Raw genomic sequence first — 13437 nt, 5'->3', positions numbered from 1 at the left:
ACAAGAGAGGGCGAATATGTCAAGGACAGTGGTGATCGGCGCCTCGAGCGGACTCGGGCGCTGCATCGGCGTCGGTCTTGCGCAGCGGGGTGCTAAGGTCGCGCTTCTCGCCCGGCGTCGTGAGCGCATCGAGGCCGCGGCCAAGGAGGCGGGGTCGGGCGCGATCCCGATCGAGTGCGACGTCACCGACGAGGCGTCGTGCCGGGCGGCGATCAACCAAGCCGCCGACGCGCTCGGCGGCATCGACCACCTGGTGTACACGCCCGCCGTCGGGCCGCTGGTCCGCATGGTCGACACCGACGCTGCCACCTGGCGGCGCGTGTTCGACACCAACGTCATCGGCGCGGCGCTGGCGACGGCGGCGGCGCTGCCGCATCTGACGGCCTCCGTCGGCAAGGCGGTCTACCTCTCTTCCGATGCCGGCACCTTCGGGCCACCGTGGCCGGGTCTGGGCGCGTACGGCGTCAGCAAGGCGGCGCTGGAACGACTCGTGGAAGCTTGGCGCGCCGAACACCCCGACATCGGCTTTACCTGCCTGATCGTGGGCGAGTGCCCGGGCGGTGAAGGCGACGGGCAAACCGGAATGAGCGTGGGCTGGGATCCCGAACTCGCCAAACAGGCTGCGCCGCTGTGGCTGTCGCGCGGCTGCATGCCCGGCAAATTGATGCTCGTCGAAGACCTCATCGAAGTGGTGCACACCATCCTGCGCACGGATGCGGCCACGTCGATGCCGCTTGTGGTCGCCCGGGGCGGGCCCGCCGGCTCACCAGCGTTTGCCTAATCCGGCCGGTCGTAATGTCATAGCCGACACGGCTACTGCCAGATAGGAGGCCTCATGGTCGAGCTTCGGGTCGAACGGACGATCGCCGATCTCCTGAACGGGTCTTCGACTGGCTGGCTGACCCGGCCAGCCTGACCGCCGCTCCGCCGATATTTCGGGCCTTTTGGGAGAAGGGCGCGGCGGGCCCCGCCGTAGGCGCGGTGCGGCGGGTGATCGGGCTGGGCACCTGGTTTCGCGAAGAGATCACCGCGTACGACCGGCCGCGCAGCTACTCCTACCTCATCCTCCGATCGTTTCCGCCATTCGAGCACGAGGGCGGCACACTGACGTTCACCCCGCGCGACGACGGCACGCACGTCGCCTGGGTCACCCGCTACACCCACCCGGCGTACTTCGGCGGCAGGCTGATGGAGCCGGTCAGCTCCCGGCTGCTCCGCTCGAGCTTCAACGCGATCCTGGCCGGCGCCGCCAAAGCGCTGGAAGGCTAACGACCCCAATGACGTCGACGGCCGAAAAGAGTGGCCAACTCGTCGCATCGGCCCGGGGCATGCGGGAACAGGTGCGCGCCGAGGCCGCCGAATCTGAGCGCCGGCGCACGCTCACCGCCGCGATTGTCGACCAGATGTGGGCCACCGGGCTGCTGTCGGCGTTCAATCCCGTCGCGGCCGGCGGTGTCGAGCCGTCGTTCGCCGAGATGATCGAGACCTGGATCGAAATGGCCTGGCAGGACGGATCATTCGGCTGGGTGGGCATCGCGAACCTGCCGTCGACGTTCGCCGCGGCCGCCGTCGCCTCCGGTGCGGAGCTGACGCCGACCTTGCGGGCCGACATGCGGGTGGCCGCCGTGCACGCCACCGACACCGCCCGAAGCTGCGCGGAGTGGGCGCATTTGGCGGCCGGTACCACCGCGATCCGCGAAGGCAGCCGCTTCGAACGGGCATTCCGCGACATGTACACCGGAACCCAGCATGCCTTCATCAGCGAAAAAGTCGCCATCGACGCTGCGCGGATCTGGCTCGGCATCATCGACGACCAGTTCGGCCTCTGAGCGAAGTGGGTAACCAGGCGACATGAGCACCGTCGATCCCTCGGACGACCATCCGGAGGCGATCACTCTCGGCCTGCACGACACCGCGCCGGCTCACCTTACGGATGCGATGGCCAAGGATGTCGAGCTCGAATTAGGTTGGGGCCGACTCATTTTCGGTCAGACCTTCGCCGACTCCGAGAGTTTGGCCGCGGCGCTGCGCCGGGAAGAGCCCGGGCGCCGCGACATCTGCATCTACCCGCGCGAGCCTCACGTCGTCGTCGCCGAATCACCCAGCGAATTCTTCATCGACCCCAGCCACACGTACCGGTTGCGCTTCACCGACTCTGACCCGGAAGGCACGTCGCCGCCCGGCGTCACGGTGCGCACGCTCAACGACCGGTCAGACGCCGACGCGATGAACCGCGTGTACGTGCGCTGCGGAATGGTCCCGGCACCGGTCGACGTGACCTGGGACAACCACCTCAACGCCGACGCGGTGACATACCTGGTTGCGGTGCGCGACGACGACGCCGTGGTGGGCACCGCCACCGGCGTCGACCACGAGCTGCTGTTCTGCGATCCGGAGCGGGGCTCGAGCATGTGGACCCTGGCCGTCGACCCGGCCGCGGCGCTGCCCGGGATCGGTGAAGCCCTGGCCCGCGCGATGGCCGAGCACTTCCGGCGCAAGGGCCGCGCCTATCTGGACCTGTCGGTCGCGCACGACAACGCCGCGGCCATCGCCCTGTACGAGAAGCTGGGTTTCCGCCGCATCCCGGTGATGGCGATCAAGCGCAAGAACGCGATCAACGAGCCGCTGTTCACCCCGCGCCCGGAGACGATCGACGACCTCAACCCCTATGCCCGGATCATCGCCGACGAGGCGCTACGTCGCGGAATCCGGGTGGAGGTCCTCGACGCGGAGACCGGTGAGATGCGACTGACCCACGGCGGCCGCAGTGTGATCACCCGAGAGTCGCTGTCGGAGTACACCTCGGCGATCGCGATGTGCCGGTGCGACGACAAGCGGCTGACGCGCCGACTCGTCAAAGAGGCCGGCATCACCGTGCCTCGCGCCCGCCTGGCCACCTTCGACGAGGACGACTCCGCGTTTGTGGCCGACGTCGGCGAGGTCGTCGTCAAACCGACTCGCGGCGAGCAGGGCAAGGGCATCACGGTCGGCGTCACGGCCGGCGACGGGCCCGACAAGCTCGCGGAAGCCCTGGCCCGGGCCCGGGAACAACACCCCGAAGTGCTGATCGAGCAGCGGGTGGCCGGTGACGACCTTCGCCTGGTGGTGATCGACGGCAAGGTGGTGGCCGCCGCGCTGCGCCTGCCGCCCGAGGTCATCGGCACCGGCGACCGCACCGTGCGGGAGCTGATCGCGGCCGAGCGCCGGCGACGCTCGGAGGCCACCGGCGGCGAATCCAGCATTCCGCTCGACGAGATCACCGACGCGACGGTCGTCGAGGCCGGCTGGGCCATGGACGACGTGCTGCCCGAGGGCACCCGGCTTCGGGTGCGTCGCACCGCCAACGTGCACCAAGGCGGCACGATTCGCGACGTCACCGCCCAGGTGAACCCCGAATTGTGCCGGGTCGCGGTGGCAGCGGCCGACGCGATCGGTATCCCGGTGACGGGCATCGACCTGGTGATTCCCGACGTCACCGGCGAGGACTACGTCTTCATCGAAGCTAACGAGCGTCCGGGGCTGGCCAACCACGAGCCGCAACCCACCGCCGCGGCGTTCATCGACTTCTTGTTCCCTGGTCAGCCCGCCCCGCCGACGGCGTGGACTCCTGACGAATCGCAATCCGACGACCGGAATTAAGGCGTTTCCCGCACCTAATTCCACGCCGTCGAGAGCACCTGGCAGAACGCGAAATTCGGCGATTCGCTGGCGTTTGCCCCCACCGGTCGCGGTAGGCTCGACGACACGCAAGTTCTGGTCGGCGCAGCAGAAATCTGTTTTTGCAACGGCAGGAATGGGGGTGCGCAGATGCGCTATTTGGCGACCGTTTTCGCCACCGCAGCCATCTGTATTCTCGCCGCCGCATGTGGCAGCGGCGAAAGCCAAAACGCCAAGTCGACGACCACCACCACCACGACCCTCATTCCGCGTCCCGTCGTGGAGCGGGAGCTGGACACTTTGTTGCTTCCTCCCGAGCAGATCAATCCCCTGATGGGCGCGACCGAACTGAAACTCACCAGGAAACACGACCAGATGTCCGACGACAGCGCCACGATGGAACCCCGGGAATGCCTGGCCATCGACGGCTCGGTGCAGGCCCAGGTGTACGCGGACAGTGGCTTCACCGCAATGCGGGATCAGGCGTTCAACGACGGCGACAACTTCACCCATTACGCCGAGGAGGCGGTGGTGTTGTTTCCCACCGCCAAACAAGCCGGCGCGTTCTTCAACAACTCGGCCAAACAGTGGCCGGCGTGCCACCAATACCGTCACATTCAGTCCGGGACGGAGTGGACCGCCGGACCGATATCGAACGCCGACGGCATACTGAGCGTGGTTGCGACGCAACAAAATGCCCGTGCGGGTGGTTGGGCCTGCGGACGCGCGCTGGCGCTGAAAAACAACGTCATCGTCGACGTCAACACCTGCAGCCCCGAGCCGAAAAACTCGGCTGTCGACCTGGCTAAGCAGATCGCCGCGAAAGTGCCGCTGCGGTAACGCCGTTAGGCGTGCAGCCCCTGCTTGATGGCGGCGTCTTGCTTTTTGCCGACATCGCTGACGAAATCCGGCGGCGCGGACATGCCGCTGGGGCCGTCGAATTCGAGTGTGACGAACGCCCTGCCCTCGGTGAACAGCAGCACCGTGATTCCCTTGGACTTGTCGGGTGCATCCCCTGAGATTGTGGTTCCGCCGGCGCCGACGTCCGTCGCGACAGGTGTTCCGCTAATCGCCCCGGGCGGCGCCGCTTTGGCCGCATCGAGCGCGTTGGCCGCCGCGGCGGGATCCGGCAGGATCACGATGGTGTCGCGGATGACGTGACTGCCGTCATCGTCGGTGAACGTGATCGCCGCGCCCTGTCGGCCATTCGGGTCCCGGGTCGGCGGGCCGGCGGTGAAGGTGTCGGGTGCGTTGATGTCTTTCGGCCCGATCAGCAACTTGGTGTAGTCGGTGGGTGATGCCGGCGCCGAGGCGTGGCTGGTTGCGGTCGGCTTGGCTGAGCCCGAGGTGGCGGTCGACGACTTCGAATTGGTGTGGCACCCGGCCACCAGCGCGGCCGCCACAGCGACTCCGGTGGCCGCTATCAGTGGAATCCTCATCGCCGAACTATATCCGGAGCACAGTGCCGGGTTTTGGACGTTATTCGGTGTCGGCCGGGTCGAGCAGTCGCACCTCTTCGAGGTCCATCGCGGTCTGCAGCTCGCGCAAAACGATGTCGTCGATGCGATTTGTGTCTCGCAGCTCGGTAACGGCCCGGCGCTTGTGTTCGAGCACACCGAGCCGCACCCGTCGCACCAGATCGTTCTGCTCGGCCGCGTGGTTCGGCGCCGAGGTGTCGGCCATGACCAGCGCGGCGTGTTCTTCGTATTCCTTTCGCAGGCGGCTCAATAGCTCCTCGCCGACACCGAGTTCGTTGGCCACCTGTGGCAATGCCTCGAGCGCGGCTTCGGCGCTGCGAGTGCGGGCCAGTTGCAATTCGTCGGCGTGCGCGGCGTCTTCGGGCAGCCGCGCCCAGCGAACCACGAGGGGCAGTGTGCTTCCTTGGACCAGGACGGTCACCAGGATCACGACCGAGACTACGAAGATGATCAGGTTGCGGTCCGGGAACGGCGCGCCGCTGCGCGTGGTCAGCGGGACGGCAAGCGCGGCGGCAAGCGACACCGCGCCGCGGAATCCGGCCCAGCTGGACACCGCGCGTTGACGCCAGTCGACGCGACGGGCGCGCTGCACCTCGCGCCGGTCCAGAGTCCGGAGTAGCACGGTAGTGATTTCGGTCCAGGCAATCCGGGTCGCGACGACGACCCCGGTGACAGCAAGTGCCAGTAACACCGCGTGGCGCAGTCCGCCGCCGAGGTTGGCGATGCCCCGCACCGCGCTCGGCAGCTGGACTCCGACGAACACCCACAGCGAGCCGTTGATCAGGAACGTCGCAATGTCCCAGAACGCGAACGACTGCAGGCGGGATCGGGCCCGGATCACCCGCGGCCCGACGTAGGTGAGCACGAGAGCCGCAACCAACACCGCGACGACACCGCTGCAGTGAATCGACTGGGCGAGCAGGAATGCCGCGAACGGCGTCAGCACGCTCAGGGCTGCCTCCTCCAGCGGCGCGTCGAGTCGGCGGCGCAGCATCGTCACCGCCAGGCCGACCAGCAGTCCGGCGGCGATACCGCCGAGGTAGGAGCCGACGAACCGGCCGACCAATGCGGCGGGGCCGATCGCCGGGCTGCCGGTCGCGACGGCCACAGTGACGGCGAACAGCACAAGCGCGGTGCCGTCGTTGATGATGCTCTCGGCGCGCAGCACGGTGAGGGGTCGGCGCGGCAACTGTTTGGCCAACCCGGCCACCGCCGCGGCGTCGGTCGGCGAAAGCACCGCGCCGAGGACGGCCGCGGCGTGTGACTCCATGCCGAGCGCTCGCGCCGTCCACGACACCGCAACCGCGGTGGCGATCACCAGGCCGACGCTGATCAACACGATCACGCGCAGGTTCGCCCGAATCTCGCGGAAGCTGGTGTTCATGCTCTCCCAGTAGAGGATCGCCGGCAGGAACAGCAGCAGCACGATTTCGCCGTCGAGCCGAATCCCGCCGAAGCGGGGGATCAGCCCCAGCAGCGCGCCCAAGAAGATGAGCAGGACCGGGGGACCGACCCGATAGCGCTTGCCGAGCACCGTCCCCACGACGACGGTGGCGAACAGCGTGACGACGACGACGAGCCCGAACACCAGGACATCTTCCTGTATGGGCGCACTTGGTGCTGCGCGGCGGTCAGTTTTGCCGCAGGGCCACCACTTGGTTGCTGTGGCCCGCGACGTACACGGTGCCGTTGCTGTCGACCGCCAGGCCCCACGGATTGTCCAGCCCGGTGAAGGGAAGTTCGATCTGCGTCGTCGACCCGACGGGAAGTTTCAGCGTGCGATTGTTCTGGCTGTCGGTGACGTACACGGCGCCCTCGGTGTCCACCGTCACACCGCCGGGTTCTTTGAGGCCGGTAAGGGGCAGTGCCGCTTGGGTATTGGAGCCTGCGGGCAATGCCAGCACCCGGTTGTTGCCGCCGTCGGCGACGTAGATGGTTCCGCTGCTGTTCACGACCACACCGGTGGGCGCGCTGAGGCCCGCGAACGGTAGCTCGGTCTGCCGGTTCGAGCCGGCCGGCAGGGCGACCACCCGGTTCTTTGCGGTGTCGGTGACGTAGACGGTGCGGCTGCTGTCCACCGTGATGCCGGTCGGGTTGCCGAGATCGCTGAAGGGCAGTTGGATTTGGCTGCTCGAGCCGGCCGGCAGCACCACCACGCGTTTATTGCCGGCGTCGGTGACGTAGACCGTGCCGGTGTTGTCCGCGGTCACACCGGTCGGGTAGTTCAGGCCGTCGAAGGGCAGCACGGCGGGGCTGGTCGAGCCGGCGGCCAAGGCCAGCACCCGGTTGTGGGGTGTGTCGGCGACGTACACCGTGCCGCCGATATCCACCGACACGCCTTGCGGTTCCCGCAGGCCGGTGAACGGCAGCGTCACCTGGTGGAAATCGCCGCCTCCCGCACTGCGATGGCCGATGGCCAGGGCCACGCCGGCGAGGACGGCTGCGACGACGAGCACGGCGGCGGTCGAGATGACGACGGGTTTGCGGCGCCACCAGGGTGGCGACGGCGCCTGCGGTGGCGGGGTCCGCGCCTGTTCGCGGCTGGGAATCCTCGGCTGTGTCGGAGCCGACGGGTGTGGCGAAACGACCGGCGTGGTGATGGCCTCCCGGGCGGCGCGCGCCAGCTCGACGGCGGTGCGGTAACGCGCCGCGGGGTCTTTGGCCATGCCGCGGGTGATGACCGAGTCGAAACCTCCGGGCAGCCCGGGCTTGGTGATCGACGGCAGCGGCGGGGGAGTCGTGAGGTGGTTGGTGATCTGTTGCTCGAGGCTGTCACCGGGGAACGGGTGCCGCGCGGTGAGGCATTCGTAGAGCACGCAGGCCAGCGAGTAGATGTCCGAGCGGGCGTCGACCTGTCCGGCGTTGAATCGTTCCGGGGCCATGTAATGGTAGGTGCCGACCACGTCGCCGGCCGCCGTCAAGCCCAGTTCGCCCGTGGCGCGGGCGATTCCGAAATCGATCAGATAGGCGAAGTCGTCGTGGTCGAGCAAAATGTTGGAGGGCTTGACATCCCGGTGCAACAGCCCGACCTTGTGTGCGTCGTGCAAAGCCTTGGCGACTTGTTCGACGATGCGTACCGCCCGCTCTGGCGGCAGTGGACCGCGCGCGAGGATGGAGTGTAGGTCGCGGCCCTCGATCAGCCGCATGTCCACGAAGAGCCGTCCGTCGATCTCGCCGTGGGTGTGGATCGGGATGACGTGTGGGCTGTTCAGTCGCGCGGCCGCATGAGCTTCCCGCCGAAACCGCTGTTGGAACACGCCGTCTTTGGACATCTCGGCGGGCAGGATCTTGAGTGCGACGATCCGGTCGATCGACGTGTCGTAGGCCCGCCACACCTCGCCCATGCCGCCTCGGCCCAGCAATTCGATGAGCCGGTACTTTCCGAACGAAGTTCCCTGCAACGAAGCCCTCCACAGCAACCTGCCAGCAACGTGCCAGCACCATAGCGCGCTGCGAATACCGGTCGCAGGCTTTTCACCGGCGGGCGGACCGGGTCAGCGCTCAGCGATGCCGCTGCGGCGTGCCCGCACAACCGGATTCAGGCACCTGGTCCCTGGTCGTCGACGGGCGGTGGTGGTGGTGGCGGCGGTGCCGGCGCGGGCGGCGGGCTTTGGCCGGGAGGAGGTGGCGGGCCCAAGTGATTGGCGGCGAACGCCGCCCCGCGGTCGATCATCGCCCCGTCGCCTGCATAGCTGTCGTGCGCGGCGAAATTCATTCCGTCGGAGCAAACCGGGTCCTCGGGTGCGCACAATTTGATGGTCTTCGCCTGATAGGCCGGGCCGATGACAACCGGCGGCTGACCGAGGAAGTTCATGGCCCGCACATTGGGCATGGCGAAAAGCACGACGGCGGCAACGTGGTCAGCGATCTTGGGGTCCAGCGGTTTCGGCACCGTCGCGGGGTCGACGCCGTCCGGGACCGCGGCCGAGGTGACGAAGCCCGTCACGGCCGCGCCCTGCGAATAGCCGCCGAGCACCATCTTGGTGTTGGGGCAGGTGTTCGCCATTGAAACGACGTGAGCGCCCGCGTCGCGAATACCGTCGAGGCCGGTCGCCCACTCGTCGCTGGCGGGGTAGTTGACCGGATAGACGTCGAACGACCTTGCGCCGATACGGTTATGCAGGTTATCGACGAAAGCCTGGCCCGTCGGCCCGACGCCAGGTGGCTCACCGGTACCGCGGGCGAACACTACCTGCACGTCCGGGCACGGTTGGGCGGGTGCGGACGGAACGCCGAGCCCCGTCAGCGCCCAAGTCGATACGGCTGCAACACAAAGGAATCGGGCGATCAGACGTGCGCGCATGGCTTTTATGGTGCCATATCGCGCCGCAGCACCCTGCATCGAATCACCGTTGCAGGCCCGGCATTTCTTCACCGCGATTCAAAAGCTCGACGACGCTGCCGGCCGAGCGCAGGATCTGCGTCGACCGCGCCGAAGGTGCACGTAGACGGCCCGCGGCCGGCGCGTTTCGCCGGCATGACGATTCGTGTCGCGGCGGTTAATGATTCGCAGCCGCCATCACGCAACGGCGCTTGGCGAGCACTAAACCCCGAAGGCAGAAATCTTTGTCACTGGGAGGACGTTCATGACCGATGGTCTTGTCATCGACGCCGAGGGCCTTGACCGGCTGTCGTGCAGCGCCAAGGCTGAGCCCGGCGCGGGCAAGAAAACGCTGAAAGCCACGACCGTGTGTGAGGCCGGTTTCCGCAACCTGACGTACGTCCGCGACCTGTCGCCGGTGCTGGTCGGCGAACCACCCGCCCTGCTGGGTGACGACTCGGCCCCCAATCCGTCGGAGACCGCGCTGGCCGCGCTGGGTTCCTGCATCTCGGTCGGCATGCTGGCCAACGCGACTCACCACGGCGTCACCCTGACGAAGATCGAAGTCGAGATGGAAGGCGACATCGACATCTCCGCGGTGTGGGGCGTCGGTGATACGCCGGACGACAAAATCCCCGGCTTCACCGAGGTCCGCTGCAAAGTCACCCTCGCCGGCGACACCGACGAGAAAACGCTTCAGCGGATTCACGACAACGCCATCACCTGGTCGCCCGTCGTCAACACATTTCAACGCCCTGTGATCGTCGAGTCGACGCTCGTCACCTCATGAGAGCCTTGACAGCGACGGCCGGCACAGCGGCAGGCGGCCTCGACAACGCGTTGCTTTCCGACATCGCTGCGCACGCCGCGGCCCTGGATCTCGGAGAGGAGAGCTCGCGGCGCAGTTTCGCGGCCCTCGGCGAAGCGGGGTTGCTCGGTCTGGGCGCCCCGGGCAACACCGATCGTCGGCTGCCTGCCATGGCAGCGGTCATCGGCGAGATCGCCGCGGAGTGCATGAGCACGGCGTTCTCGGTGTGGGCCAACCGGATGGTGGTGGAATACCTGCTTGCGGCCGAAACCGCTTACAGCACAACGGTAGTCGAGCCGCTGCTGCAAGGGAAGGCTCTCGGTGTGACGGCCATGGCGTCCGCGTTCAAGGATGCGGCAGGTTGCGGAGCCCTTGAACTCAGGGCAGCACGTGTCGACGGGGGATACGAACTGTATGGCCCCATCAGGTGGGCCAGCAACCTTTACCCCGACTCCCTGCTGGTGACCGCGGCGCGCAGCGAGACCGGTGAAAAGCTCGTCGCCGCACTGCCGCTCGACACGCCCGGCATCACTGTGGGCGACCAGTTCGATCTGTTGGGGCTCGGCAGCACCGCCTCGTCGTATCTCAAGCTGAAGGGCGTCCGAATCACCACCGAGCAGGTGCTGTCGACCGACTTCGCGGGATTCCTCAGCGCAGTCCGCCCTACCTTTTTGGTCCTGCAGTCCGCGATGTGCTTGGGCCTGGCCTCCACCAGCCTGGAGCAGGGCCGGCTCGGGTTGACCGGGGTCAACTCGGTGTTCGTGGCCGAGGTTGACTCACTCGTCGGTAGGCTCGCGCTGGCGGAGACGACGCTGGCGAGTTTTGCCGCGGCGGTGGGCACCCCAGATCAGCCGACGAAGAAGGATCTGCTTTCGCTTCGGCTGGACGCAGCTGAAATCGCCGGCGCCAGTGCGGCATTGGAGATCAGGACCGCCGGTGGCAAGGGATATGCCAGTAGTACCTCGGCAAGCCGGCGCTACCGGGAAGCGGCCTTCATTCCGGTCCAGTCCCCGTCCGAGGCACAGCTCAGATGGGAACTCGGTCGATGCGCATGACGTCGGTGTCCGTGCCCCTCGACAGCACCGACCCGCACGTGGGCGGTATTGCGCTGGCCGACCTGGTGCGTGATTTTCACCAGCAGATGGTGAATTTCGCTCGCACCATGGTGGATTCACCCGCGGCTGCCGAGGAGGCCGTGCAAGAGGCATGGCTGCAAATCCTGTTGTCGGCGCAGTCGTTCGAGGGCCGCTCGTCGGTGACGACGTGGTTGTTCGCCATCGTGAAAAACACCGCGTCGCGGCACCGTCGCCATGAATCACGGATCCGCAAGCACGAGTTGCTGGCTCAGGAAGCCGCCGATCCGCTGAGCGGGCGGATGCACCCGCCGGGACATCCCGATGCCGGCCACTGGAGCGTCCCGCCGTCGAGGCGGTTCTTGCCGGAGGACGAGACCGTGACCCGAGAGCTGGTGGGCCAGGTTCGAGCTGCTGTGACGGCGTTGCCCGCGCGGCAACGCCAACTCGTGATTCTTCGCGATCTCGTCGGGATGACCCCCGAGGAGGCGGCCGAGATTCTGGGTGTGTCCGGGCAGGCCCAGCGCGCGCTGCTGTATCGCGCCCGCGGAAATCTGCGTAACGAACTGGAGAGGCGCTATCTGGAATGCCCGTGAATCACGACCACCTGGTGCCGGCGATCGACTGCACCGACTTCGTCCTGCTCGTCGAGGACCTTCTCGACTCAGAGCCCGATCGGTGGGCAGCAGTGGTGACCAAGCATCTTCGGGACTGCCCGCCCTGCCTGATCTACCTGCAGCAAATGCGTGATCTGCGGATTCTGCTCAACCACGTCTTCGACGGTGAAAAGCTCAGCGATGAGCACATCGGCGGAGTCCTCCACGCGCTCACCGGGTTCCGAGAGGTGCACTGATGTCTCAAATCGTTTCGCTGCCACAAGACTTCCGCGCGCCTGCGGAGGCGCCAAGCCTCGGCCTGACGGACGATCCGTTCGAGCTGTTGAGTGTCGGCGCCATGGTGCGCCGAGTTGCCGACATGGCGGTCGACAAGGCATCTCACCCGTGGGCGTTCCTGATTCGTTCGCTGGTCGGCGGCGCGATGGTTGCCTTCGGGGTGCTGCTGTCGCTTGCCGTGAGCACCGGAGTCAAGACGCCTGGGGTAGCGAGCCTGCTGATGGGTCTGGCATTCGGCATGTCGTTCGCGCTGATCCTGGTGTCCGGCATGTCGCTGATCACCGCCGACATGTCCGCCGGGCTGCTGGCCGTGCTGCAGCGGCGCTTGAGCGTCGCCGCATACGGCCGGATCATCCTGGTTGGCTTGGCGGGCAACACCATTGGCGCGCTGGTGTTCGTGACCATCTGTGCGGCGGCGGGTGGGCCGTACCTGGGCGGCTTTGCCGAACGGGCAGCAGCCGTCGGCGTGCTGAAGTCCGGCCAGCCCTTGTGGACCGCGCTTCTGCTGGCCGTGTTGTGCACGTGGTTCCTGCAAACCTCGATGTGCCTGTTTTTCGAGGCGCGAAGCGACGTCGCGCGAATGGGCTTCGCGTTCTACGGTCCGTTCGCGTTCGTGATGGGCGGTACCCAACACGTCATCGCCAACGTCGGCTTCATCGGATTGCCGTTGCTGTTATCGGCTTTCCACGCCACGGCGCCGCACACCGTGATCAGTTGGGGTTTCGGCAGTCATGGTCTGGCCACCAACCTGTGCGTCACGACGGTGGGCAACCTCATCGGCGGCACGGTCTTTGTTGCCGTGCCCTTTCAGCTCGTTGCCTGGCTGCAGCAGCGAGCACGTTAGGAGCCGCCCTGGCGGGCGAGGCGCTGGTCGTGGATCTTGACCAGTTCGCGGAACCCGATCCGGTGATACTGGGGAACCGGCTGCACTCCCCACTTGTCCCGCGCGGTGTGCTGTCCGGCGGCTTCGGGCGCGCCGCCGAACGGTGCGCCGGACAGCGGGTAGGGGTACTTGCACTCCAGAGAGTCGTCGGAGTAGCGGACTTTCATCAGCTCGCTGCAGATGTCGCGCAGCGGCAGCGTCGGCCACCCGTAGTAGACCGCCATGAACGGCAGGGTGAAGGCGCCTTCGATGACCAGAGCGACCAAACACACGAACACACCGCGTTTGAGCCACTTGTGCATGCGCGCAAAGGTCGGTGTGGTG

The 13437-nt window shown here is 67.0% G+C and carries 15 protein-coding genes; 10 read left to right on the top strand and 5 right to left on the bottom strand.

What is annotated here, in order from left to right; all coding sequences use genetic code 11:
- Positions 1 to 28 precede the first annotated feature (28 nt).
- The 5 genes from AWC14_RS21440 to AWC14_RS21420 all read left to right on the top strand — a co-directional run bounded on the left by AWC14_RS21440 (position 29) and on the right by AWC14_RS21420 (position 4497).
- Positions 29 to 781: an SDR family oxidoreductase gene (locus AWC14_RS21440; protein ID WP_081968112.1), complete on the top strand. Its 753-nt coding sequence runs from the start codon at positions 29 to 31 to the stop codon at positions 779 to 781.
- A gap of 35 nt (positions 782 to 816) precedes the next feature.
- Positions 817 to 1269 carry an SRPBCC family protein gene (locus AWC14_RS21435; RefSeq protein ID WP_428838994.1) on the top strand — a complete coding sequence of 151 codons (453 nt, stop codon included), beginning with the start codon at positions 817 to 819 and terminating at the stop codon, positions 1267 to 1269.
- Between the two features lie 8 nt (positions 1270 to 1277).
- On the top strand, positions 1278 to 1829 hold the full coding sequence (locus AWC14_RS21430; RefSeq protein WP_045378312.1) for an acyl-CoA dehydrogenase family protein: 552 nt from the start codon (positions 1278 to 1280) through the stop codon (positions 1827 to 1829).
- 22 nt (positions 1830 to 1851) lie between these two features.
- Positions 1852 to 3639: an N-acetylglutaminylglutamine synthetase gene (ngg, locus tag AWC14_RS21425; RefSeq protein ID WP_045378309.1), complete on the top strand. Its 1788-nt coding sequence runs from the start codon at positions 1852 to 1854 to the stop codon at positions 3637 to 3639.
- Positions 3640 to 3807: 168 nt separating this feature from the next.
- Complete coding sequence (locus AWC14_RS21420) at positions 3808 to 4497, top strand: sensor domain-containing protein (RefSeq protein WP_045378305.1); 690 nt, start codon at positions 3808 to 3810, stop codon at positions 4495 to 4497.
- A gap of 5 nt (positions 4498 to 4502) precedes the next feature.
- On the opposite strand, the gene AWC14_RS21415 is transcribed toward AWC14_RS21420, so the two are convergent.
- The 4 genes from AWC14_RS21415 to AWC14_RS21400 form a co-directional block, all read right to left on the bottom strand.
- On the bottom strand, positions 4503 to 5096 hold the full coding sequence (locus AWC14_RS21415; protein WP_045378302.1) for a hypothetical protein: 594 nt from the start codon (positions 5094 to 5096) through the stop codon (positions 4503 to 4505).
- Positions 5097 to 5136: 40 nt separating this feature from the next.
- Positions 5137 to 6723: a Na+/H+ antiporter gene (locus AWC14_RS21410; protein ID WP_045378299.1), complete on the bottom strand. Its 1587-nt coding sequence runs from the start codon at positions 6721 to 6723 to the stop codon at positions 5137 to 5139.
- Positions 6724 to 6766: 43 nt separating this feature from the next.
- On the bottom strand, positions 6767 to 8536 hold the full coding sequence (locus tag AWC14_RS21405) for a serine/threonine-protein kinase PknD (RefSeq protein WP_045378296.1): 1770 nt from the start codon (positions 8534 to 8536) through the stop codon (positions 6767 to 6769).
- Positions 8537 to 8673: 137 nt separating this feature from the next.
- Positions 8674 to 9438, bottom strand: a complete 765-nt coding sequence (locus tag AWC14_RS21400) for a cutinase family protein (RefSeq protein ID WP_045378423.1) — start codon at positions 9436 to 9438, stop codon at positions 8674 to 8676.
- A gap of 283 nt (positions 9439 to 9721) precedes the next feature.
- Between AWC14_RS21400 and AWC14_RS21395 the strand changes: the two genes are divergently transcribed.
- Genes AWC14_RS21395 through AWC14_RS21375 form a run of 5 tightly spaced genes read left to right on the top strand, consistent with a single transcriptional unit; the run spans position 9722 to position 13074 of the window.
- Entirely contained in the window at positions 9722 to 10246 is a 525-nt protein-coding gene (locus tag AWC14_RS21395; RefSeq protein WP_045378293.1) for an OsmC family protein, read from the top strand.
- A gap of 5 nt (positions 10247 to 10251) precedes the next feature.
- Positions 10252 to 11319 (top strand): acyl-CoA dehydrogenase family protein, encoded by a 1068-nt coding sequence (locus AWC14_RS21390; RefSeq protein ID WP_045378290.1) that lies wholly within the window; start codon positions 10252 to 10254, stop codon positions 11317 to 11319.
- Complete coding sequence (locus AWC14_RS21385) at positions 11316 to 11933, top strand: RNA polymerase sigma factor (protein ID WP_045378287.1); 618 nt, start codon at positions 11316 to 11318, stop codon at positions 11931 to 11933. The genes AWC14_RS21390 and AWC14_RS21385 overlap by 4 nt, the downstream gene beginning before the upstream one ends.
- Positions 11924 to 12190, top strand: a complete 267-nt coding sequence (locus tag AWC14_RS21380) for an anti-sigma factor (protein ID WP_045378284.1) — start codon at positions 11924 to 11926, stop codon at positions 12188 to 12190. The genes AWC14_RS21385 and AWC14_RS21380 overlap by 10 nt, the downstream gene beginning before the upstream one ends.
- Positions 12190 to 13074: a formate/nitrite transporter family protein gene (locus AWC14_RS21375; RefSeq protein ID WP_081968111.1), complete on the top strand. Its 885-nt coding sequence runs from the start codon at positions 12190 to 12192 to the stop codon at positions 13072 to 13074. The genes AWC14_RS21380 and AWC14_RS21375 overlap by 1 nt, the downstream gene beginning before the upstream one ends.
- Here the strand turns inward: AWC14_RS21375 and AWC14_RS21370 are convergent.
- Positions 13071 to 13415: a hypothetical protein gene (locus tag AWC14_RS21370; protein ID WP_045378281.1), complete on the bottom strand. Its 345-nt coding sequence runs from the start codon at positions 13413 to 13415 to the stop codon at positions 13071 to 13073. The genes AWC14_RS21375 and AWC14_RS21370 overlap by 4 nt on opposite strands.
- Positions 13416 to 13437 lie beyond the last annotated feature (22 nt).

Source organism: Mycobacterium kyorinense (assembly GCF_002101735.1).
Lineage (GTDB): Bacteria > Actinomycetota > Actinomycetes > Mycobacteriales > Mycobacteriaceae > Mycobacterium > Mycobacterium kyorinense.
Note: the sequence above shows the minus strand (reverse complement) of the source record. Positions and strands in the feature narration are given on the sequence as shown.

Excerpts from the sequence above, each read along its gene's own strand:
- AWC14_RS21380 (WP_045378284.1), top strand. The coding sequence starts at position 11,924 with ATGCCCGTGAATCACGACCACCTGGTGCCGGCGATCGACTGCACCGAC.
- AWC14_RS21370 (WP_045378281.1), bottom strand. The coding sequence starts at position 13,415 with ATGCACAAGTGGCTCAAACGCGGTGTGTTCGTGTGTTTGGTCGCTCTG.
- AWC14_RS21430 (WP_045378312.1), top strand. The coding sequence starts at position 1,278 with ATGACGTCGACGGCCGAAAAGAGTGGCCAACTCGTCGCATCGGCCCGG.
- ngg (WP_045378309.1), top strand. The coding sequence starts at position 1,852 with ATGAGCACCGTCGATCCCTCGGACGACCATCCGGAGGCGATCACTCTC.
- AWC14_RS21420 (WP_045378305.1), top strand. The coding sequence starts at position 3,808 with ATGCGCTATTTGGCGACCGTTTTCGCCACCGCAGCCATCTGTATTCTC.
- AWC14_RS21385 (WP_045378287.1), top strand. The coding sequence starts at position 11,316 with ATGACGTCGGTGTCCGTGCCCCTCGACAGCACCGACCCGCACGTGGGC.
- AWC14_RS21395 (WP_045378293.1), top strand. The coding sequence starts at position 9,722 with ATGACCGATGGTCTTGTCATCGACGCCGAGGGCCTTGACCGGCTGTCG.
- AWC14_RS21375 (WP_081968111.1), top strand. The coding sequence starts at position 12,190 with ATGTCTCAAATCGTTTCGCTGCCACAAGACTTCCGCGCGCCTGCGGAG.
- AWC14_RS21400 (WP_045378423.1), bottom strand. The coding sequence starts at position 9,438 with ATGCGCGCACGTCTGATCGCCCGATTCCTTTGTGTTGCAGCCGTATCG.
- AWC14_RS21415 (WP_045378302.1), bottom strand. The coding sequence starts at position 5,096 with ATGAGGATTCCACTGATAGCGGCCACCGGAGTCGCTGTGGCGGCCGCG.